Raw genomic sequence first — 20308 nt, forward strand, 5'->3', positions numbered from 1 at the left:
ATGCCGATTCTCGGCTGGCGCAAGAGCGGGAAGCGGGAACACGCCCGTTCTTCCTTGAGCCGTGGATATGCCCTATCGCCTTCCCCATCGGCATGCAGGCCGGCAAGGTCCAGTCCTGCTTTTGCCGCCGCGTTCCCCCTACTCATCGTTCTCGTGCTGGGTGGCTGCGCGGGCCGGCCAGAAAGCGTGCTGAAGCCCGTTCCCGTGGCCAGCGATGCCAGCCAGGTCAACATGCTGGTGTTTACCACCCGCCAGGCGGCTGATGATCCCGGTATCCTCTATTCCGGCGATCGCGGCACAGCAATTTCGGTGAATAATGTGGTCGTCTCCATCCCCCCGGAGCGCAATCGCAAGGTGGGTGAAGTGCAGTGGCCTTCCCGTGTGCCCCCCAACCCGGAACATGATTTCGCGGTGCTGAAGGCCGATAAAGTCCCGACGGAATCCGAGGCTTTGCAGTGGTTCAACGCGACCCGGAACAAGAAACGCCAGGCCGTGATCTTCGTGCATGGCTTCAACAATACGTATTCGGATGCGGTTTTCCGCTTTGCCCAGATCATCCATGATTCCGGCACGGACGCATCCCCGATCCTGTTCACATGGCCGTCGCGCGGCAGCGTGTTCGACTATCTCTACGACAAGGAAAGCACCACCTATTCCCGGCGGGCGCTGGAAGACATGATCCTGCAAGCCGCGAAGAACCCTAATGTCGGCGATGTGACGATTATTTCCCATTCCATGGGCGCATGGTTGACCATGGAAGCGTTGCGCGGCGTGGCGATGCGCACTGGTGGGGTTCCAACCAAGGTCAACAACGTCATCCTGGCTTCGCCGGATATCGATGTCGATGTGTTTCGTCGCCAGTTGATCGAAATGGGCACGAAGCGGCCGCATTTCACCATCTTCACCTCCAACAAGGACAAGGCGCTGTTCGTATCGCGGTGGCTGTCGGGCGGCGTCAGCCGGGTCGGCGGCATGAGCCAGGCCGATCTACAACCGCTGGCCGCCGACATGAAAGTGCTCGGCATCACCGCCATCGACACCAGCAGCGTCGATAGCCACGATCCGCTCGGCCACACGGCCTTTGCCGACAGTCCGGAGATCATCCGCAATCTGGGCAAGAACATCGCTGGCCAATCCATGGAAGGCGGCCAAACCACTTTGGGCGATCGGGTTGGTCTGGTGGCGATCGGCACAGCCAATCTGGCCGGTTCGGCGGCCCGTACCGTTGTCACGGCTCCCATGGCGGTGATCAGCAGCGATGCGCGTCAATCGCTCAAGCAAGAATTTTCGTCGGGGCAGAAACCGCTGATCAACGGGAAAATCGCCTATTAGAGTTTACTTTTGGAAAGTGGAAACGGGTTTTGCGTTAGGGCATACGGAAAAGCTGGAGAAAGCCGCTTACAAAGCACCGATGGATTTCAGCTTTTTCAGCACCGCCATATTCGGCTCACCGGTTTCCGGCAGCCTGTAATGGCGCTCGAAGTGGCGAATGGCAGCCTTGGTCTTGTCGCCAGCCACCCCATCGACGCTGATATCGGTATAAGCGATATTAATCAGGCCGCGCTGGATATCCATGATCAGGCTTGCTTCCCCGCCTGCACCGGTCGCGATGGCATCATCGCCACCGGTCGTCGCAAGGCTGGTGGCGGCAACGGGCGCTTGCGGCACCGGCGCATTTGCTCTTGTGCCGGACTGGGGTTTGCCGGAAGAAACGGCGGCGGTCGATACGGGGGTTACCGTGGGCAACCGGGCGGGCGCGGGCCGCACAGGCGCGGACTGCGCGGTGGTGACGGTCTTTTCCGCATTGCGAATGGCTGCGGCCACGGGATCGATGGCATCATCCGCTGTCGCCGTGACTTGAACTGGCCGTTCCATAGGGCGCACTGGGGGCGCACTCCCCTTGGGGGCCGCACCGGCCTTGGGGGCAGCACCGGCCTTGGGGGCAGCACTGGCGGGTGATTTCTGATCGACGCTCATCGCCGCCAACAGGTCATCGCTGGGCGCGCCGGTGACGGACATGCCGATCCGCCGCTGATAAGCGCTGATTGCCGCCTCGGTTCGGGGTCCACGTTTGCCATCGGCAGCACCATCGTAAAGCCCCAGCCGAATGAGCTGCGCCTGAGTGCTGGCAGTCAGGGGATCGGCACTGGTATCCGCGGCCGGCACCACACCTGTTGCTGAACCAGCGGCGCCGGGCGCTGTGCTGACAGGGGTGTTTTCCGCTGTCTGGCGCTGGATACGGAATGTGGTGACATCATCAGGGTCGGGTTTCAGGGAATGGTTGCTGTTCAACCCCAGCATGGCGGTAAAATCATGCGGATCGCGGGTGCGCAGGAAGGGAGACGGATGCCGTCCTGGCTGATACCAGAACGCATTGGCCGCAACGAAACCCATGACCACGACAAAGCCGACCGTGCTGGTAAACCGGGCTGGATTGCGCGCGCAGAGGCGCATGGACGCTTGAGCGGCCATCATCAGAAAACCCGGCTCCTTGCGGGCCGGTTTTCTTTTATCAGGCGATTTTCGCTTTCGCGTCGTCATTCACATCCTTTTGCTGGCCCATCCTTTGGCCCGGCTGCCCGCTACCCTGCTGCTCATGCGTTTGTCCCGCACCCTCTTCAAAACAGACCTCATCCATCTGGTGCTGCCGCGACGATTGGGCAAGCCCCACCCTGTCGCTCCCCAAGGTCTCGCTCTTTGAGCCATCGAGCCTCTCGCGACCAGGCTGCCTTTCACTGACGGGCAAGCGTGGCGGAAATTCGATCTGACGGCTTTCGCCTGTGGATTGAACCCGGGCAATGCCCGATCCGTCGATTGGCAGGGTGATGGAAACCACCGTCCCCTCCCCCTCACGGCTCGTCAACAGGAATGTGCCACCATGCAGGGCAACAAGACCCTTGACCAGCGACAGGCCCAGGCCAACGCCGTCGAATTTCCTGTTATAATCACTGTCAACCTGGACGAAAGGCTGGCCAAGCAGAAGGATGCGATCCTGGGCGATGCCGATACCCGTATCGCTGACAGAGATCACCAGATCCTTGCCGAAACGTGCCGCATCCACGGTGACAACACCACCCGACTCAGTGAATTTAATGGCGTTACCAACAAGATTGATCAGGATCTGGCGCACAGCGCGCGGATCGGCGGTCAGCTCGCTCACATCGCGGCCAATGCGGCTGGTGAGCTTCACGCCCTTTTCCTGCGCCTGCAAGGCCAGCATGTTTTCACAATCGTGAATGGCCTGCGAAAGCGAGAACGGCTCCACCAGCAATTCGTAGCGCCCGGCCTCGATGCGGCACATATCGAGCATGGTATTGACCACAGACAGAAGATGGCCACCGGACTGGCGGATCAACCGCACATATTCCCGGTGACGTTCATCTTCCATCCGGCCGAAATAATCGCCCATCAGAATATCGGAAAAACCGAGTATGGCATTCAGCGGCGTGCGCAATTCATGGCTGACGGCGGCAAGAAAGCGAGATTTGGCTTCATTGGCCGTCTGCAAATCGGCATCGAGCTTGACCAGCCGCTGCGCCATCTGCTGTTGCTCGCGGTAATCCAGCATCTGCACGAAAATCCCGGCAATGCCACCGCGCTCGTCGCGGCGCACGGCCATGTCGAGCCCGACCGCCATCAACGTGCCATCGGCAGCCTCGTCGCTCGTGGTGTCGCCAAGCAGGTTTTCGCCGTTAGAGCCTTCAGAATGGGCATTGGTGGGGCGGGCAAGCCGAAGCTTCACACGACCGATATCCTCGCCCTGGCGCAGGGCGTCAAAGGCACGCACAAAGGCGATACGGTCGGTGACATGCACCTGATCGATGAAGGGACGGCCGAGCGGATTGCGCAGGAAAGGCAGGAAGTCGCGGGCATCGCGCCCACCGACTGTCTCGACCCGCGCCTGGGCATCCAGGGTGAAAACCATGCCGGGAAACAGCGATAGATCGATGGAAGCGCTCGTGTCCAGGGATTGGCGGATGGCGGGCTGGCGAGAAGACAGGCGCGCCAGCCACAGGGCGGCGACCACGGCGATCAGAAACAGGCCAGCAACAATGGCAACGCCGAGCGGCAGGGCCACGGCGACACCTTGAAAGAAGGAAAGGGTGAACGGCACGAGGACCAGAGCGGGCAAGCAGGCCAGGACCACGCAACGTGCCGCCGCAACTTCGGCGCGAGACGGCGAAGCTTCCGCGCCGATGCGCGTTACCACCAGGGTCACGGCTTCGTCGAGAAGGGTCTTTGCCCGATCAGCGATTTTACTCAATACCAACACGCCAAATTTCCGCGACTTGCGGTCCTCTTTACTGACCAAACAATAGAGGTCGCCGCCTTAAGGAAAAGATAAAGGGAAAGCTGCAAAACCCGCCTAAACCGGTGTTTCCGTCTCGGAAAGGGACAGGGGTCAGAAGCTTTCGAAAACATGGTTAACGTGGCGTAAGCAACGGATTTTGCATGTTTTTCCGCATCACGTTAATATCTGTGGCATCAGGTGGAATGAAAAAGCCCGGGAACAGAAGGGTTCTGCCGCAATTATGCTTAACCTCAGTCGTTAAACTTTGACTAGAATGTGGTTCAAATGCGGAAAGAACGCATTTTATGAAAATACGCAGAAAATCCGATTGTGTTTTGCAAAGCGATATTTCCGCGCGAATCATAGTCTGTTTCGCAGCAGCCCGGCCATTCGACCGGCGCAACCGACGCGACAGACGAAAAAATGTCGCAGAACGAGACGGATAAGCGGTCATGTGGTTTCTGATCAAGGGAGCATTCTGGTTTACGCTGGTATTGGTCGCCCTGTCCTATCTGGGCGGCGCGCCGCGTGACGGTTCGGCATCTGCACCGCAATTCGAGCTGGCAAACGCCGTTTCGGCCGCATCCGGCGCCTATGATTACGTTTCCGGCCTCTGCGGCGAAAAGCCCGATGTCTGCGTCAAGGGCGGCCAGACACTTCAGGCCATCGGAATCCGGGCGCGTGAAGGCGCGCTGGTCGCTTATCAATTGCTTAACCGTCAGTTCGGCACCGGAGAGGATCATCAGGCCATCAGCGTCGATGCGGCGCCAGTCCATGGCAGCGTCAAGGAAGCGGCAATCGCCACCCCTGCTGCCGCCAGCGAAGACCATATGGTCACTGGTACGGTCTCTGCTGCTGGCAATGGCGTGCCCCTGACCATCACCGTTCCGAGACCAAGACCGAAACCCGCAGGTTGAGTGATTTTTAACGGCGCAGCCGGTTCATTTCCGCATGGGAAAGGCCTATATGGCCTCAAGCGCTTCCAAAGCCATCAGCGGAGGCCACTCAAAACACCCGAAAAACCGCCTGGATGACCCTCCCATGACGCCCATCGACCAGATTATCGACGACTTCGCCTATCTCGACGATTGGGAAGACCGCTACCGCTACGTGATCGAATTGGGCAAGGCCCTGCCGGACCTGCCGGAAGAACAGCGTATCGCTGAAAACAAGGTCAAGGGCTGCGCCAGCCAGGTCTGGCTGGTGACGAAGGCGGGCGAAGGTTCTGACCCGATCCTGACGTTCGAAGGCGATTCCGATGCCCATATCGTCAAAGGCCTGGTCGCCATTGTGCTATCAGCCTATTCCGGCAAGACCGCCTCAGAAGTCGCAGGCTTTAACGCCCTCGACCTGTTCGGCAAGCTCGGCCTGATCGAACACCTCTCCGCCCAACGCGCCAACGGCCTGCGTTCAATGGTGGAACGGATCAGGGGCGAGGCTGTGGCGCGGGTCTGAGACACTATCGAAAGGTGCGAGACATGGCGATAGCATCGCGACTAGGGCGCATGGGGCGAAATTTCGTCGGTCTGCTGATTGCGGCGCTGATCCTTCTGATTGGATATCGAATCGCTATACCGGGTCTCAATTCCGAGCGGTTTGCCATGATGACCAGCCAATCGGCCATGGCCTCATCGCGGTTTTCCATCCTGGCTCTTGGAACGGGTCCTGTCGTCACTGCTTTCGCCTATGTTGAAATTCTGCGCCTTTTCCTCTTCAGCTTTGTCGGTTGCCGGAATTGGGTGCGCAAGAGCCGGGCCTTCGCACTCTTGCCGGCGGTGTGTGCTATAATAATATCCGGTTTTCAGGCCTATGGTGTTGCAAGCGCTCTTCAGAGCTACGCAGAGGTAACTGATAGTGTTTTCGTCCCCGTCGCCATTGCTTGCCTCGTCGGCGGCACCGCGGCGGTGATCGCCTTGATAAACAGAACAGAGCGAGAGGATATCGGTGGTCTGTGGCTTTTACTTGCTGTCAGCGCCCTCCCTGACTTGATACAATCAACCTTTCAAAGTCTCGAACTGGCCTATGTCGGTGCTCTAGCCTTTTCCGATTGTTTTATACTCTTGGGCATCGCAGTCCTGGCTATAACGCTGGCCACCTTTGCGGTTCTCGCCCTATCGAAATCCATGCCAGCCAATAGCCGAGAGCTGTTGTCTCGTTGGCATCTGCTACTCTGGCCACCGATCCTTGCCAGCATAGCGGCGAATTATCTCTGGATGGTGCTGTTTTCCCTGACGCCGCAACTCATGCAGGCCACATTAACCGAAACCTATTTGGGCAGCAGCGGTCTAATAGCGATCTCCGTCACCTCCATGATGGCACTCGTCACCCTCGTCTATGCCCGAATTCTCAATCGGGACGCCCGCGACAGGAATGAACCGACTCTCTCTCCTGCCGTAGTGATAACGATCATCTTGATTCAGGCCATATTGTTCGTCGGGCTTCAAATCCTATTGCCGCTAGTCTACCCGCAAGTCGGCCTGACAGCATCGAACCTGCTGATAGTCGTGACCGTGCTGATGGTATTAAGCGGGCTTGCGAAACCAAATCGACTTCAACGTCATTTACCTTCAGGCTGATCCGGCCTTCAGGCTGATCCGGACCGTATCTGCTGCTACCGTCCCCACTTCAACTCAACGGTCCTATGAGATGTGCTCTACGCAACAGCACCGGCCGATGCGATTGCCAGTTCGAATTCGGCCGGCAGTACGCCGACTGCGGAACGGATGATCATTGCGAGAATATCTTTCAACGTCTGCTCCCTGCGGTCCTCAGGTTGGAGGAAGATTGCCATCGTACCCTGGCCTGCCAGAACGTGCGAAATGGTGATGGAATGGGTGAAAAACAGCAGGGATGCATCCTGCCGGTGCACCAGTCCCAGGTCCATTCCTTCCAAGAGCAGCGGCACCGTCGCATCGTGGAAAGGATCGATCAGCGAGACTTTCACCTGCTCCTGGCGCGGGCCTTCCTGAACCATCTCCTGGAGAATGAACAGGCCATAATCCGGCAGGTCGGCATTGAAACGGATGAAGGCCGCATAGAAATCCGCCATTCTTTGAGAATAGGCCAAAGGGGCCGCCGAAATGGCCTGCAAGGTGCTGATGCAGGGCGCCGCGCGCAGGTTCATCCGTTCGAGGCATGCCTCCCATAGGGCGGCTTTTGAGCCGAAGTGATAATTTGCCAGCGCAATATTGACCCCGACCTGTCTTGCCAGGTCCCGCAAATTCACCCCGTCAAAGCCTTGGCGGCCAAAAGCATGAATGGCTTTGGAGAGAATTGCCTCGCGGCCAACCTCCGCGCCCAACCGGGGCCTGCCGACCCGGGTCGGCTTTATCTTGGCGGGTTGTTCGTCGCTCATGGTCATCTCTGCTTCATCGATGCGGCCGTTGGTTGATCTTTTGCCCCGTGACCGAACAGGGCGTCAATGATGATTGCTAATAAAAAATTAAACATCCGCTGCATTATTAGGCTAATGGCGTAACGTTTGGGTGTTTCATGTCGTGAGCAGATGAGCACGATGCAGGACATGACATGGCGGTAACTGGGAGGAGGCCGGACCCTGAAGCCATGGCTTTTCATCGCCCGAAAATCGGGCCAGCAATGGGGGCCAGCAACAGGAATACCGGCACCATATGGAGGAAAATTATGAATATTATCAAAAATTTAGACGGTATCGACGTTATCTTCAGAAAAACGGTGGTCGATGAGAACTCCGCCAATTATCGGGTGGATGAGCGCAGCTTCATTCTCAAAAAGGGCAGTACCCACCGCGAAGGCGGCATTCCGCTGCAATCGGATGTGCTGGTGGACCGGGATGTGGCCGTGACGCTGCGCGACGGCGTGACGATCCGGACGGATCTATATCGCCCGGTCGAAGAAGGTCAGTATCCGGCCATTATCGGCTGGAGTCCTTATGGCAAACGCGGCGGCGCCCTTAACAACGATCTCTTCGGGCACCCGACGCGCATGGATGTGCCCGTCGCATGGGAGGATGGGCTCAACAAGTTCGAAGCCCCGACGCCGGCCTATTGGGTGGCCCACGGTTATGTGATCATCGCGCCGGACAGCCGCGGCGCCGGTCACTCCGAGGGCGACATCCATGCCTGGGGACGCCAGGAGCCGGAAGACGAGTACGATCTGATCGAATGGGCTGGGCAGCAATCCTGGTCGAATGGCAAGATCGGCCTGACAGGCAATTCCATGCTGGCGATGTCGCAATGGTTTGTCGCTGCCCTGCGCCCCCCGCATCTGGCCGCCATTGCCCCCTGGGAGGGGGCATCCGATATCTACCGCGATACGGCCTGCCGCGGCGGGATTCCGGAATTCATCTTCTCGGAAGGCATATTCGGACGGCTGTGCGGTCCCGGCCTGGTGGAAGACATTCCCGCCATGACGGCCACCCATCCGCTCCTCGACGACTATTGGAAAACCAAGATCTCTGGCCTCGAAAACATTGATGTTCCCGCCTATGTCGTGGCTTCCTGGACCAATCTTCTGCATACAGGCGGCACATTTCGCGGCTGGTCATCCATTTCATCGACGGAAAAATGGTTGCGGGTCAACAATACCCATGAATGGACCGATTATTTCAACCCTGAGAATGTCGATGATCTGCGCCGCTTCTTTGATCGCTACCTGAAAGATATCGATAATGGCTGGGAGGCCACGCCGCGCGTCCGCCTGTCTGTGATGGACCCGGGCAACCGCGATACCGTCAACCGCAGCGAGGTCGCCTTCCCGCTCGCGCGTCAGGTCACCAAAGCGCTGCACCTTGAGCTGAAGGACGGCAAACCTGTTTTGACCCACGAAAGCCAGACTGAGCCCGCCAGCCTTTCCTACGATGTCGCGGACAAGGAAGGTGTTTCCTTCTCCATCACCTTCAACGAACTGACGGAACTCACCGGTTTCTTCAACCTGAAGCTCTGGGTGGAAGCCGAGGGCCATGACGACATGGACCTGTTTGCTTTCATCAGGAAGCGCGATAGCAAAGGAAAGGTGCAGGGATGCCACGTGGTGACGGACCGCACCCATGTCGGCCCCAATGGCCGTCTGCGCGTTTCGCTGCGGGCGACGGACCCCGAACGTTCGACCGAACTTGAGCCGTTCCTGCCTTATGATAGTCCCGTCAAGCTGAAACCGGGGGAGATTGTGCCCGTCGAAATCGGCTTTTGGCCTTACGGCATCCGCTGGCAGCCGGGCGAAACACTGGAACTGGTGATGACCGGAACCGATCTGCTGATCAGGCCGGAATTTCCGCAATTGCCGCCCATTCCAACCCTCAACAAGGGCCGCCATATCATCCACTTCGGTGGAGACTACGGCTCGAAACTGCTCGTTCCCTACATTCCCGGAGCGTGAGGAAGAAGAGTAGCAGGACGGCCCGCCAGCCGGTCCGGCAAGAAGGCGGAGCTTTTCTTTTGCCCCGCCTTCTCAATCGCTGGCCCGTCTTCTCAATCCTTTGACAGTGCCGCCACCGGATCGAGCCTTGACGCATTGCGAGCGGGCATGAAGCCGAAAACGAGGCCGATCAGGCAAGAGCAGCTGAAGGCTGCCACCATGGAAGTGGTGGAATAGACCAGCTGAAAATCCGTGACCAGCATGCTGAAGAGAAAGCCGATCGACAAAGCAAAGCCGATGCCGAGTCCGCCGCCGATCAGGCAGACCAGCACCGCCTCGATCAGGAATTGCTGGAGAATATCCTGGCGGCGCGCACCGACCGCCATGCGCACGCCGATCTCACTGACCCGTTCGGACACCGAAACCAGCATGATATTCATCACTCCGATCCCGCCGACGATCAGCGAAATCACCGCAATTGCCGCCACCAGCAGTGTCAGGGTCTGGGCAGTGCTGACGATCGTCTTGCGGATATCGTCAGTGTTAAGAATGAAGAAATCCGTTTCGCCATGGCGGCCAGTGAGAAACGTGGTGACGGCACTTTCGGCCACTGCACTATCGACGCTGTCGTCCAGCCGGACCGTGATGCTGCGCAGCGACAGATCGCCGAGGAACCTGGTCTGGACGCTGCTATAGGGCAGATAGGCCTGAAGATTGGAGTTCGAGCCGAAGCCGCCCTGCTGGGCCTCGATGACGCCGACAATACGCACCGGCACGTCGGTCAGAAACACTGTATGGCCAAGCGCCATGGCCGGATCGTCGCCAAACAGCGCCTTTGCGGCGTTCTGGTCGATCACCGCCTCCTGGGTCATGGCTACGACACTTGCATGGTCGAACAGCCGCCCGGCCAGCAGCTTGGAGCCCTTGGCGGTAAAATACTGGTCGCCGACGCCGTTGACCAGCACATTGGCCACGGTGGCGCCATAGCGCACCGTGCCTGAGGTGGAAACGGTCGGGGTCACGGCAGAGACATAGGAGAGCCGCGCCAGTGCATCGGCATCACCGACTTTCAACGTGGTGATCTTTCCTGAGCGCGTATCTCCAAACCCTTTGCCGGGGAAAATCTCCAACGTATTGGTGCCAAGCCCGTTGATGTTGGAGAGCACTTTCTGCTGGGTGCCGGCCCCGAGCGCCACGACTGACACCACCGAGGCGATGCCGATGATAATACCCAGCATGGTCAGGAAGGTTCGCAGCCGGTGCGAGGCCAGCGCCCTGACCGCCATCATGAAGGCTTCGCCCAGCCGGTCGAGACCGGGGAACCGATGCGGCCGGGCCGTGGATGGCAGGGTGTTTTCACGCACCAGCACAGGTTTATCCTGACGGCGGTCGGCAATGATTTCACCATCGGCAATCTCGATCACCCGTTCCGCGCGCGCGGCAACACCCGGATCGTGGGTGACGATGATGATGGTGCGTCCCTCGGCATGCAATTCGTCGAGAATGCGCAGCACTTCCTCGCCGCTATGCTTGTCGAGCGCGCCGGTCGGTTCGTCGGCCAGGATCACCTCACCGCCATTGATCAGCGCGCGGGCGATGGACACACGCTGCTGCTGACCGCCGGACAATTGGCCCGGTCGGTGACGCAGCCGTTCGCCCATGCCCAGCCGTTCCAGGATTTTTGTCGCCCGGCTGCGGCGATCCGACGGCGAAATTCCGGCATAGATCGCTGGCACTTCCACATTGCCAAGCGCCGTCAGATCAGACAGCAGGTTATAGCGCTGGAAGATGAAGCCGAAATGCTCGCGCCGGAGCGCCGACAGCGCATCGCTGTCCAACTGGTCGGTACGCTTGCCATCGATCTCATACGTGCCAACGCTCGGTCGGTCGAGCAGGCCGAGGATGTTCATCAGCGTCGATTTTCCCGACCCTGATGGCCCGATGATCGAGACCATCTCGCCGCGGTTGATATTGAGATTGATGCCTTTGAGGACAGCAACATCCTCTTCCCCGGAGCGATAGATACGGGTGAGGTTCTTCAGCTCAAGCAGGGCCATGGATCACATCCCCCCGGGTGGCGGCCCAAAGCCCCCCGATACTGATTTGACGGAAGGATCAGCCTGGCCGATGACGATCTTTTCGCCTTCGTTCAAGCCCGATTTCACCTCGGCATTGACCCCGTCATTCAGGCCGATTTCCACCGTTCGGGTGACAATCGCATTGTCGGCTCCCACGACCCGCAGGCTGGCCTTGCCGGTCTTGACGCCGGTGCCGAGTGCCGAGGCCGGCACCGTCAGCACATTCTTCACCGCGCCAAGCACGACATGCACTTCCGCCGTCATATAGGTGCGGAAACGGCCATCGGAATTATCGACATCCAGTATGCCGTTATAGTAAATCGCCGAGGACGATGTACTGGAGGAACTGGAGGAACTGCTTGACGAACTGGAACTGGACGAGGTCGAAACGCTGCTGTCGCTGGTGATCGATTCCGGCGCGGGCTCGATGGATTTCAGCACCGACTCATGGCGCACGGAAGGCTGGCCGAGAATGTTGAAATAGACCGCCTGCCCTGGCTTGACATTGACCACGTCTGCCTCGGAGATTTCAGCCCGCACAATCATGTGGTTCAGGTCGCCCAGAATAACGATGGTGGGCGCCGATTGCGTGGCATTGACAGTCTGGCCCTGCTGGTTGACCACGGCCAGTACCGTGCCATCCATGGGCGCGGTGATGCGCGTATAACCGAGATCGGCCTCGGAGGTTTCGACGGCGACTTCAGCCTTGACAATCTGGGCCTGAAGGCTGTCGATCTGCGCCTTGGTCTTGTCGCGGGTGGCAACCGCGCTTTCAAGATCGGCCTGGGTGCCGGAATTGCTGGCCCTCAGATTCTGCTGGCGCACCAGCGCCAGTTCGGCGCTGATCAGGGTCGCCTCGGCCTCTTCCTTCTGGGCCTTGATATCGGCCAGTGACGCTTGCGAAGTACGCAGGTCGTTGACCTGGGTAACCGAGTCGATTTCGGCGACCAGGCTGTCCTTCTTGATGGTGTCGCCGACCTTTACATGCAGCGCCGTGATACGGCCTGACACCTGAGCGCCCACCGCAACCAGCCGGGACGGCTTGAAGATGCCGGTGGCAAGCACCGTCTCCTCTACATCCCCGCGTTTAACCGCCGCCAGCAGCAGGCCATCGGTCGGATTGGCCTCGGAACGCTTGAACAGAGTGAAACCAACGGCGGCAAGCACCAGAACGACGATGACAACGACTGCGAACAGTTTACGCGACACTATGAACCTTCCTTCAGCAGTGTGAACCACTGGAATTTCTGTCTACGGAAAGCACATCAACCTGATTTTATCCAAATCTTCCAAAACGTTAAAAAATGTAAATCCGGTTTTGGGCGACGGTAAATTTATAAGTGCTCTTAAGTACCGATAATCTGAGGGATCGAAGGGTGTCAATCAGCGCAAGGATTAAACTTCGGCAACAAATGGCGAACTCAAACATGTCGGACAGGGCCCGTATCAAGGGCTGATCGCGCCAGAGCGACGAAGCCCGGAAGGGAAAGGTCGCTCCTAAGCAAAGCGGAGGCAGGGTGGGAAGGAGCCCAAGGCGCGACGCTAGAGCCTGTCAGGTTCATATTGAACCAGACAGACTCTGATTATTCTTGTTTTCGTTTGTCTTTTCGGGAAAACCGGTTTCCACTTTTCCCTGACGAACTCTAAATCATCGCGTTCTGTGAAATTGAACCGAAATCCTCTCTATTCCATTGTTTTCGATTGTATTTTATCGGAAATCGGCTTCCGTTCCTCCTAAGAAAATCTCTAAATCAGGGCAGATTTTCTCAACGCAGAGATGCGAATGATCAGCTTGGCGCAAGGCAACAGGTTATAAGTTATAGCTATTCACTTGCACGGCATGACGCCGTCATGAATGCGACAGGGCTAACGCCCGCTGCGCTGCATTCTGGAATGCCACCGGTCCAGGATACGGCTTTTTGCAGCAGGCGTTCCCAGTCTTGACTGATCATATCTTCACCGATCATGCGCCCAGCGCCGGCAATTATCTCCGGCCAAAGTGAGGCGGTCGCATTTTCAGTGGTTGCGTAACCGGCCATCGACCAGACCCGGTTTCAGGACAGACGCAGAATGGCACGGTCGCACACGGAGAGAGGTCCATGCAAGTTTCTAGCAGCAATGCATCGCAATCTACCTATACATCGAGTTCATCAAAGCAAAAATCCAGCAGCGGCAGCGGTGGTCTGTTCGATTCTCTGTCGGGCGGCAGCAGCAGCAGCGGCAGCAGTAGCGATGATACACTGCTCAACGCGCTCTTCGGTAGCGATAGCACCGAGGAGACGGATGAGAGCGATACAAGCGAAAGCGTATCGACCGATCCGTCCACGTCGTTCGAGGCATGGCTTTCACAGCTGACCTCGGCAACAGCGGCCAGCAGCACCAGTTCGGACGAGGAAAAAGACGAAGAGGTCACCGCCGGCTCATCGACATCAACAAGCACTGAGTCACAATCGACCACAGCCAGCACATCGGGCACGGATGCCGCCACTGTTGAAGACGATCTCCTGTCGCAGGTGTTCGCAGTGCCGTCCGCTGGCGCTTCGACGAGCGCTAGCTCGACGCAGACCTCGACGTCCTCGACAGAGGACACCGATAGCGCCACCGCATCGTCGTCCACTGACAGCAGCGATGACAGCGATACCGACATGTCGGATGAAGGCCTGTTTGCCCAGTTGAAGAACTATGATGGCAACCTCAGCTACTTTGCCGATCAGTTCATCAATCAACTCGATCTGCCCGGCGGCGGAGCCTCTTAATAAGCCCGGCGGCGGAGCCGGTTAATAAGCCTTGCAGATATTGAGGCATCCTGGCTTTGAACACATTCCGGCTATCTCAAGTGTTTAAGGCCTTGAGATAGGCGGACGATAATCGCTTTCCCCCCAATGGCGAAGGCCGGACGCTGTCCTTGCCGGTGGTGGTGTATAGTGACGAGCCAGCGCCAGAAGTGCTGTCCGCAACATCAGTTTGGCCGAGCGGGCCGGCCATTGCCGCTCTCGCTCCACGGCTTCAAGACCCTTGGCAAAACAGCAGATATCCAGAGCGACGCCTGACAACTCCGGCCCTAAAGCCGTCAGTGCCTCACCGACCCGCAGCCGCGCGGCAAGCGCGCTGTCGGTCAGATCCAGCCCGGATGGCCGTGCGCCTTTGTGCTTTTGCGCCAGGCGCGGCTCAAAGGATGCGGTGATGCGTGGCTGTAAATGACCGCGCTCGAAATCCGCCGCCAGCCGCTCCCCGGCGGCAACCGCTTCCGGTGGCAGATAGGGCTTGCCAGTCCGGTCCCGCAGCCGGGCCACCGTCGAAAAAGGCTGGTCATCAAGATTGCGCCGGACGGTGGAGCGGCTGCCATCCGGCTCCACCAGGGTCTCACTCGCCCTCTCCCCATGCTGGCCTGCAAAGATCTCGTCTTCACGCTCGGCCATGGCTCGTTTGAGGAAGCTTTCCGCCTCGCCGGTCGCGGCGAGCGCATTGCCTTTGCGCCGGACCAGACCGTCCGCCAGCGCCTTGTGCAACAGCGCATCGGGTACGCGGCCCAGCAGCACGCCATCCTGGGGCCGCAGCAGCGCGGTTTCGCCAGGATCAGTTGGCTCCAGCAACACACCTCGGCTTGCCAGCCGCAACAGCCGCAGCAACGGCTTGGTGCTGCCTGATAGCGAATTTTGCGGCGAATGACTTGTGGGCTTACGCATCACGCCCATCCTTGGCCAGCGTCGACAGCACCGCAACGACCCGTTCCAAAACGCTGAGAAACTGGTCGAGGGCCGCATTTTCGCGTCGGTCCTCAATGACATGGCAGGCATAGGACACTGTGCTTCGGTCATAGCCGAAGGCGCGGGCGATTTCCTGTTGTGGCAGGCTCAGCACCACATGGCAGAGATACATGGCGATCTGTCGGATATGGCAGCGCTGACGGCGGCGCCCGGCATTTACGAGACCCGGGCTCTGAAAAACTACAAATATTTCCTCCGTAACCCTGGCAACGGAATGGCACAGAACCCGGCTGGAGGCTTTGACCGGGACAGGATGTTCAAGCGGCATTGCTGACATGATAACGTCTCCCTTAATAGGATTTTATTCATATCAACATCTGCAATCCCTGTGAACGTTCTTTCACGTCGCCAAAATTATATCCTTTGTTTTCATTATCATTTTTATTGAAACCCACAGGCGCATTCAGGATTATTTTCCACGTTACCGTGAGTTTCCCCCGACTAATTCAGGGGGATTTTATGGAAACAAGCGCAACATACAAACGTGGCGCGCATCTTGTTGATACGCGGCACGATCAAACATCGGCATCTGCATACTCGCTTTTGCTCAAAAGCAATGCGCTTATGCGACATGACATTCATCTCGCAACGAATCGTGTCACAGTCTGTTCAAGAATTGCTGCTGGCCTGGCGAAAATGGTGATTTCGAGAACCGGAACGGAGCGTCCTTAACCTACGTGAGTACAAGCATTCCAGGAAAAGTGCGAAGCGGTTTTCCGTTTGGAAATGCGAATGCAGCAAGCAAGCGGAGAAATTGCCATTTGCAGACGGCCAGCGGCTATTCTTGGACGGACTGTCAGGGCTTTTGCTCGAACACCATGGAATGACCATTGATGCAATAGCGCAGGCCGGTCGGCTTGGGACCATCGGGAAACACATGGCCGAGATGGCCGCCGCAGGTGGCGCAGCGGATTTCGGTGCGCACCATGCCATAAGCCGTATCGCGATGTTCGGTGACGGCGTCAGGCGTGACCGGCTCGAAATAGCTCGGCCAGCCGCAACCGGCATCGAATTTGGTATCGGAGTAAAAGAGCGGCGTGTCGCAGCCGGCGCAACGATAAAGGCCCGGCTCAAAATTATCCCAGTAAGGACCGGTAAAGGCCCGCTCCGTGCCGTGTTCGCGCAGGATCCGATACTGGTCCGGCGTCAATTGTTCACGCCACTCGGCCTCGCTGCGCGCTGCTGCGGGCTTTTCACGGCTGTCGATGCTGTCCTCGCTCATGAGACCTCCTCGTTTCGCTATCCTGTTCGGAGTTGACCCTATAGATAGTGTTTTGTCCCGGTGCTGCAAGTCAGACGACCAAGTCAGACAGGCGACGATCAGATAGGCGACAATCAGGCAAGGGCGAGCCAAACCGCAGGACGTGTGCCAGCTTTTCCAACGATGGTTCATCCTGTCGTATTTGTGAATATCTCGAGCCTCAATTGAATGGGAACGTTTTGCAAGGTCTTCACGCCATGAATGCGTGAGCACCTTCCAGATCGGGTAGAAGACTGACGACGCCGATTTGGGGTGGTCGTTCCGGTTGAAATCCTTATATTCGCCAAGCAACCGCCAAATCAGGCAGAAACCGGCCAAATCAGGACAGAATCAGCGCCGCACAAACCGGGAGGCTGCTCGTCGGTCGCAGACAACAGGAGACAAGATGATCGCTGATGCCGCCGGTATGACGCTGCTGGCTTTGGTCCTGCCATTTCTGGGTGCCTGTCTGGCGCCCTGGCTGGTACGGCACCTTGGCAGCCGGGCGGCGTGGGTTCTGGCGCTTCTGCCGCTATTATCCTTCGTGCATTTCCTTGGCTTCCTGCCGGAAATCGCCAATGGCGAGGAAGTGACGGGCGGCTATGCCTGGGTGCCGAGCTACAATGTCAGCTTTTCCTGGTTTCTCGATGGATTGTCCCTGACCTTTGCGCTGCTGATTACCGGCATCGGCACGCTGATCGTGCTCTATGCCGGCGGCTATATGAAGGGCCATCCGCAGCAGGGCCGGTTTCTGTCTTTCCTGCTGTTGTTCATGGGCGCCATGCTGGGCGTGGTGATCTCTGACAGTTTCCTGATGCTGTTCATCTATTGGGAACTGACCTCGATTACCTCCTTCCTGCTGATCGGTTTCGACCATGAACGCCCGGCTGCGCGCCGTGCCGCGCTGCAAGCGCTGGTGATTACCGGCGGCGGCGGGTTGTTGCTGCTGGCCGGTTTGATCCTGCTGTGGAACGTCTCCGGCGTCACGCAATTGTCGATGCTGATGCATAGCAACAATATGGTCACCGCCAGCCCCTTCTACCTGGCGATCCTGCTGCTAGTTCTGGGTGGGGCCTTTACCAAATCAGCGCAATTTCCCTTCCATGTCTGGCTGCCCAACGCCATGGAAGCCCCCACGCCCGTCTCGGCCTATCTGCATTCGGCCACCATGGTCAAAGCCGGGGTCTATCTGCTGATGCGCTTGCAGCCGGTGCTGGGCTCCACACCCGCCTGGGAAATATTGTTGCCGTTTTTTGGCGGCATCACGCTGATCGTCGGTTCCGTCATCGCCGTGCGCCAGACCGATCTGAAGCTGATGCTGGCCTATACCACAGTCGCTTCGCTGGGGTTGATGGTGATGCTGACCGGCTTCGGCTCACCGCACGCGCTGTCGGCCGCCGTGCTTTATCTGGTCGCCCATTCGCTGTTTAAAGGCGCTCTGTTCATGGTGGCCGGTGTTCTCGACCACGAAGCGGGCAGCCGCGACCTGACCAGACTTGGCGGGTTGGCGCGGGCCATGCCTATTACTTTTGCCACAGCGCTGCTGGCCGGGCTTTCCATGGCCGGACTGCCGCCGCTGTTCGGCTTTCTTGCCAAGGAAGAGATCTATGAGGCGCTGGCAGGTGGCAATCTTCGCGCCCTGCTGTTTACCGCCATCGCCGTAATCGGCAATGCGCTGATGATGGTCGTCGGGTTGGCACTGGCCTTCAAACCGTTTCTGGGGCGCGTGGCGACCAGCCCGAAACCCGCCCATGACGGCCCCGCTTTGCTGTGGCTGGGGCCGTTGGTGCTGGCCTTGACTGGGCTGGGGGCTGCGGTGTTTTCCGGGCTGTTCCACCAGGCGATTTCATCGCCGATGGTCAGCGCCATCACCGGCAGAACGGTGACGGTCTCCATCGGCCTTATCCCGCATATCGGCGTGCCGCTTGCCCTGTCGCTTTTGACCATTGCCATCGGTCTGGTGCTGTTCATAATGCTCGACAGGCTGCGCCGTCTGGTGGCGAGCCTGTTGGAGATGCTCGGTCCCGGCCCCGATCAGGGCTTCGACCACCTGATGGCCGGATTGGTACGGCTCTGCTTCCGCATCACCAATATTCTTCATGGCGGGCGGCTGGATGTCTATGTCACGGTGACCTTGATCGCCATTGCCTCGGCTTTCCTGGTGCCGATGATGCTGTTTGGCGAGGCGCCGTCCTGGCCGGTGCTGCCGGAGCGGATCGAGCTGCATGAAGCCGCCTTCCTGCTGATTGCCGTGGCCGGTCTTTACGGCGTGCTGCGGGCCGCCAACCGGCTGGATGCCATCGTCGCGCTCGGCATCCAGGGCTTTGCGATCTCGGTAATCTTCCTGCTGTTTGGCGCGCCGGACCTGTCCTTTACCCAGTTCATGATCGAGACGCTTTCCGTGGTGATTCTGGCACTGGTGATGACCCGGCTGAAACTGCATCCCGCCGATCACAGGCCATTGCCGCAGATCCTGCTGGACGGCACGGTGGCGCTTGCCGCCGGGACCGGCCTGATGCTGATGCTGCTGAAGGTGACGCAAATCCCCTTCGACCCGACCCTGACGGAATTCTTCAACAGCTATTCCAAAGTCATCGCCCATGGGGCCAATGTGGTAAACGTCATCATCGTCGATTTCCGCGGCGTCGATACCATGGGCGAAATTGCCGTGGTGATGATCACCGGGCTTGCCATTCTGGCGCTGATCCGGCTGCGCGCGCCCAAGCCAACGGCTTCGCCGTCCGGGGTGGGGCATGAAAGCCATGAGGTGGGAGATCGCTTATGAACAGCTTGATCTTTCGCACCGTTGCTCCCGTTGTCACTGCGCTGATGCTGCTGTTTTCAGTTTTCGTGCTGCTGCGTGGTCATAACGAGCCGGGCGGCGGTTTCATCGGCGGGCTGATCGCCGCCTCCGGCTTTGCCATCTACGCCATGGCCTTCGGCGTGCAGGCGGTGCGCCGCGCCCTTTACGTCCATCCGCTGTCGGTGGCGGGCTTCGGCCTGCTGATCGCCTGCCTCTCCGGCTTCGTCTCGGCCTTTGCCGGTGTGCCGTTCATGACCGGGCTGTGGATCACCCCGCATATCTTCGGCGTCGATGTGCCGGTCGCCACCGTCACCAGCTTCGATATCGGCGTCTATCTGGTGGTGGTCGGAGCGATCACCTCAATTGCGCTGGCGCTGGGCGAAAGGGAAAACGACTGATGGAAGCGATTTTTTCCCTGCTGGTCGGGCTGTTTGCCGCGACCGCCTTCTACCTGATCATGTCACGCCATATCGTGCGGGTGCTGCTCGGCATCGTATTGCTCGGCAATGCCGTCAATCTCGGCCTGTTTACCGCCGGACGCCTGACCCGCGAAGTGCCGCCAATCATGATGAAGGGTGAGGACGTCCTGAGCATGGCCGCCGCCAATCCGCTGCCGCAGGCGCTGATCCTGACGGCCATCGTGATTTCCTTCTCGTTCTTCGCCTTTCTGCTGGTGCTGTCCTACCGCGCCTACCAGGACCTCGACACCGACGATACCGACGATATGCGGTTGGCCGAACCGACAAATCCGCCCTTGCCGCCGCTTGATTACTGAGGATTTCCCAGCAACACCAA

General features: G+C 58.7%; 17 protein-coding genes. 9 read left to right on the forward strand and 8 right to left on the reverse strand.

The window, feature by feature from the left end; translation table 11 throughout:
* Complete coding sequence (locus tag H1Y61_RS14510) at positions 1-1332, forward strand: alpha/beta hydrolase (protein ID WP_174110284.1); 1332 nt, start codon at positions 1-3, stop codon at positions 1330-1332.
* A 66-nt stretch (positions 1333-1398) separates the two neighbouring features.
* Here the strand turns inward: H1Y61_RS14510 and H1Y61_RS14515 are convergent, their stop codons facing one another.
* Both H1Y61_RS14515 and H1Y61_RS14520 read right to left on the reverse strand, forming a co-directional pair.
* On the reverse strand, positions 1399-2475 hold the full coding sequence (locus tag H1Y61_RS14515; protein WP_235680748.1) for a peptidoglycan-binding domain-containing protein: 1077 nt from the start codon (positions 2473-2475) through the stop codon (positions 1399-1401).
* 37 nt (positions 2476-2512) lie between these two features.
* Positions 2513-4273, reverse strand: a complete 1761-nt coding sequence (locus H1Y61_RS14520; RefSeq protein ID WP_235680750.1) for an ATP-binding protein — start codon at positions 4271-4273, stop codon at positions 2513-2515.
* Between the two features lie 470 nt (positions 4274-4743).
* Between H1Y61_RS14520 and H1Y61_RS14525 the strand changes: the two genes are divergently transcribed.
* The 3 genes from H1Y61_RS14525 to H1Y61_RS14535 all read left to right on the forward strand — a co-directional run bounded on the left by H1Y61_RS14525 (position 4744) and on the right by H1Y61_RS14535 (position 6867).
* The gene (locus H1Y61_RS14525) at positions 4744-5208 is read left to right on the forward strand and encodes a DUF5330 domain-containing protein (protein WP_174110281.1); all 465 of its coding nucleotides are present in this window, start codon (positions 4744-4746) and stop codon (positions 5206-5208) included.
* Positions 5209-5332: 124 nt separating this feature from the next.
* Positions 5333-5746, forward strand: coding sequence for a SufE family protein (locus tag H1Y61_RS14530; RefSeq protein WP_174110280.1), 414 nt, complete (start codon positions 5333-5335; stop codon positions 5744-5746).
* 23 nt (positions 5747-5769) lie between these two features.
* Positions 5770-6867: a hypothetical protein gene (locus tag H1Y61_RS14535; RefSeq protein WP_180573005.1), complete on the forward strand. Its 1098-nt coding sequence runs from the start codon at positions 5770-5772 to the stop codon at positions 6865-6867.
* 77 nt (positions 6868-6944) lie between these two features.
* On the opposite strand, the gene H1Y61_RS14540 is transcribed toward H1Y61_RS14535, so the two are convergent.
* The gene (locus H1Y61_RS14540) at positions 6945-7646 is read right to left on the reverse strand and encodes a TetR/AcrR family transcriptional regulator (protein ID WP_180573006.1); all 702 of its coding nucleotides are present in this window, start codon (positions 7644-7646) and stop codon (positions 6945-6947) included.
* 287 nt (positions 7647-7933) lie between these two features.
* Here H1Y61_RS14540 and H1Y61_RS14545 point away from each other — a divergent pair, with 287 nt between their 5' ends.
* Entirely contained in the window at positions 7934-9646 is a 1713-nt protein-coding gene (locus H1Y61_RS14545) for a CocE/NonD family hydrolase (RefSeq protein WP_180573007.1), read from the forward strand.
* 92 nt (positions 9647-9738) lie between these two features.
* Here H1Y61_RS14545 and H1Y61_RS14550 read toward each other — a convergent pair whose 3' ends face one another.
* Together H1Y61_RS14550 and H1Y61_RS14555 are read right to left on the reverse strand one after the other, a co-directional pair.
* The gene (locus H1Y61_RS14550) at positions 9739-11682 is read right to left on the reverse strand and encodes a MacB family efflux pump subunit (protein WP_174110276.1); all 1944 of its coding nucleotides are present in this window, start codon (positions 11680-11682) and stop codon (positions 9739-9741) included.
* A gap of 3 nt (positions 11683-11685) precedes the next feature.
* Positions 11686-12912 (reverse strand): efflux RND transporter periplasmic adaptor subunit, encoded by a 1227-nt coding sequence (locus tag H1Y61_RS14555; protein ID WP_174110275.1) that lies wholly within the window; start codon positions 12910-12912, stop codon positions 11686-11688.
* A gap of 890 nt (positions 12913-13802) precedes the next feature.
* On the opposite strand from H1Y61_RS14555, the gene H1Y61_RS14560 reads away from it, so the two are divergent.
* Positions 13803-14459: a hypothetical protein gene (locus tag H1Y61_RS14560; RefSeq protein ID WP_180573008.1), complete on the forward strand. Its 657-nt coding sequence runs from the start codon at positions 13803-13805 to the stop codon at positions 14457-14459.
* 84 nt (positions 14460-14543) lie between these two features.
* Here the strand turns inward: H1Y61_RS14560 and H1Y61_RS14565 are convergent, their stop codons facing one another.
* The 3 genes from H1Y61_RS14565 to msrB form a co-directional block, all read right to left on the reverse strand.
* Positions 14544-15389 (reverse strand): DUF6456 domain-containing protein, encoded by an 846-nt coding sequence (locus H1Y61_RS14565; protein WP_180573009.1) that lies wholly within the window; start codon positions 15387-15389, stop codon positions 14544-14546.
* Positions 15382-15747 (reverse strand): helix-turn-helix domain-containing protein, encoded by a 366-nt coding sequence (locus tag H1Y61_RS14570; protein ID WP_180573010.1) that lies wholly within the window; start codon positions 15745-15747, stop codon positions 15382-15384. The genes H1Y61_RS14565 and H1Y61_RS14570 overlap by 8 nt, the downstream gene beginning before the upstream one ends.
* Positions 15748-16266: 519 nt before the next feature.
* Positions 16267-16692 carry a peptide-methionine (R)-S-oxide reductase MsrB gene (msrB, locus tag H1Y61_RS14575; RefSeq protein WP_060718946.1) on the reverse strand — a complete coding sequence of 142 codons (426 nt, stop codon included), beginning with the start codon at positions 16690-16692 and terminating at the stop codon, positions 16267-16269.
* Positions 16693-17116: 424 nt separating this feature from the next.
* Between msrB and H1Y61_RS14580 the strand changes: the two genes are divergently transcribed.
* Genes H1Y61_RS14580 through H1Y61_RS14590 form a run of 3 tightly spaced genes read left to right on the forward strand, consistent with a single transcriptional unit; the run spans position 17117 to position 20288 of the window.
* Complete coding sequence (locus H1Y61_RS14580) at positions 17117-19495, forward strand: putative monovalent cation/H+ antiporter subunit A (protein ID WP_180573011.1); 2379 nt, start codon at positions 17117-17119, stop codon at positions 19493-19495.
* The gene (locus tag H1Y61_RS14585) at positions 19492-19911 is read left to right on the forward strand and encodes a Na+/H+ antiporter subunit B (RefSeq protein WP_174110270.1); all 420 of its coding nucleotides are present in this window, start codon (positions 19492-19494) and stop codon (positions 19909-19911) included. The genes H1Y61_RS14580 and H1Y61_RS14585 overlap by 4 nt, the downstream gene beginning before the upstream one ends.
* Positions 19911-20288 carry a Na+/H+ antiporter subunit C gene (locus H1Y61_RS14590; protein ID WP_174110269.1) on the forward strand — a complete coding sequence of 126 codons (378 nt, stop codon included), beginning with the start codon at positions 19911-19913 and terminating at the stop codon, positions 20286-20288. Before H1Y61_RS14585 ends, H1Y61_RS14590 begins: the two co-directional genes overlap by 1 nt.
* Positions 20289-20308 lie beyond the last annotated feature (20 nt).

It is taken from the genome of Agrobacterium vitis (genome assembly GCF_013426735.1).
Lineage (GTDB): Bacteria > Pseudomonadota > Alphaproteobacteria > Rhizobiales > Rhizobiaceae > Allorhizobium > Allorhizobium vitis_D.

Excerpts from the sequence above, each read along its gene's own strand:
- H1Y61_RS14550 (WP_174110276.1), bottom strand. The coding sequence starts at position 11,682 with ATGGCCCTGCTTGAGCTGAAGAACCTCACCCGTATCTATCGCTCCGGG.
- H1Y61_RS14590 (WP_174110269.1), top strand. The coding sequence starts at position 19,911 with ATGGAAGCGATTTTTTCCCTGCTGGTCGGGCTGTTTGCCGCGACCGCC.
- H1Y61_RS14540 (WP_180573006.1), bottom strand. The coding sequence starts at position 7,646 with ATGAGCGACGAACAACCCGCCAAGATAAAGCCGACCCGGGTCGGCAGG.
- H1Y61_RS14525 (WP_174110281.1), top strand. The coding sequence starts at position 4,744 with ATGTGGTTTCTGATCAAGGGAGCATTCTGGTTTACGCTGGTATTGGTC.
- msrB (WP_060718946.1), bottom strand. The coding sequence starts at position 16,692 with ATGAGCGAGGACAGCATCGACAGCCGTGAAAAGCCCGCAGCAGCGCGC.
- H1Y61_RS14585 (WP_174110270.1), top strand. The coding sequence starts at position 19,492 with ATGAACAGCTTGATCTTTCGCACCGTTGCTCCCGTTGTCACTGCGCTG.
- H1Y61_RS14560 (WP_180573008.1), top strand. The coding sequence starts at position 13,803 with ATGCAAGTTTCTAGCAGCAATGCATCGCAATCTACCTATACATCGAGT.
- H1Y61_RS14515 (WP_235680748.1), bottom strand. The coding sequence starts at position 2,475 with ATGATGGCCGCTCAAGCGTCCATGCGCCTCTGCGCGCGCAATCCAGCC.
- H1Y61_RS14530 (WP_174110280.1), top strand. The coding sequence starts at position 5,333 with ATGACGCCCATCGACCAGATTATCGACGACTTCGCCTATCTCGACGAT.
- H1Y61_RS14545 (WP_180573007.1), top strand. The coding sequence starts at position 7,934 with ATGAATATTATCAAAAATTTAGACGGTATCGACGTTATCTTCAGAAAA.
- H1Y61_RS14570 (WP_180573010.1), bottom strand. The coding sequence starts at position 15,747 with ATGTCAGCAATGCCGCTTGAACATCCTGTCCCGGTCAAAGCCTCCAGC.
- H1Y61_RS14535 (WP_180573005.1), top strand. The coding sequence starts at position 5,770 with ATGGCGATAGCATCGCGACTAGGGCGCATGGGGCGAAATTTCGTCGGT.
- H1Y61_RS14510 (WP_174110284.1), top strand. The coding sequence starts at position 1 with ATGCCGATTCTCGGCTGGCGCAAGAGCGGGAAGCGGGAACACGCCCGT.
- H1Y61_RS14565 (WP_180573009.1), bottom strand. The coding sequence starts at position 15,389 with ATGCGTAAGCCCACAAGTCATTCGCCGCAAAATTCGCTATCAGGCAGC.
- H1Y61_RS14580 (WP_180573011.1), top strand. The coding sequence starts at position 17,117 with ATGATCGCTGATGCCGCCGGTATGACGCTGCTGGCTTTGGTCCTGCCA.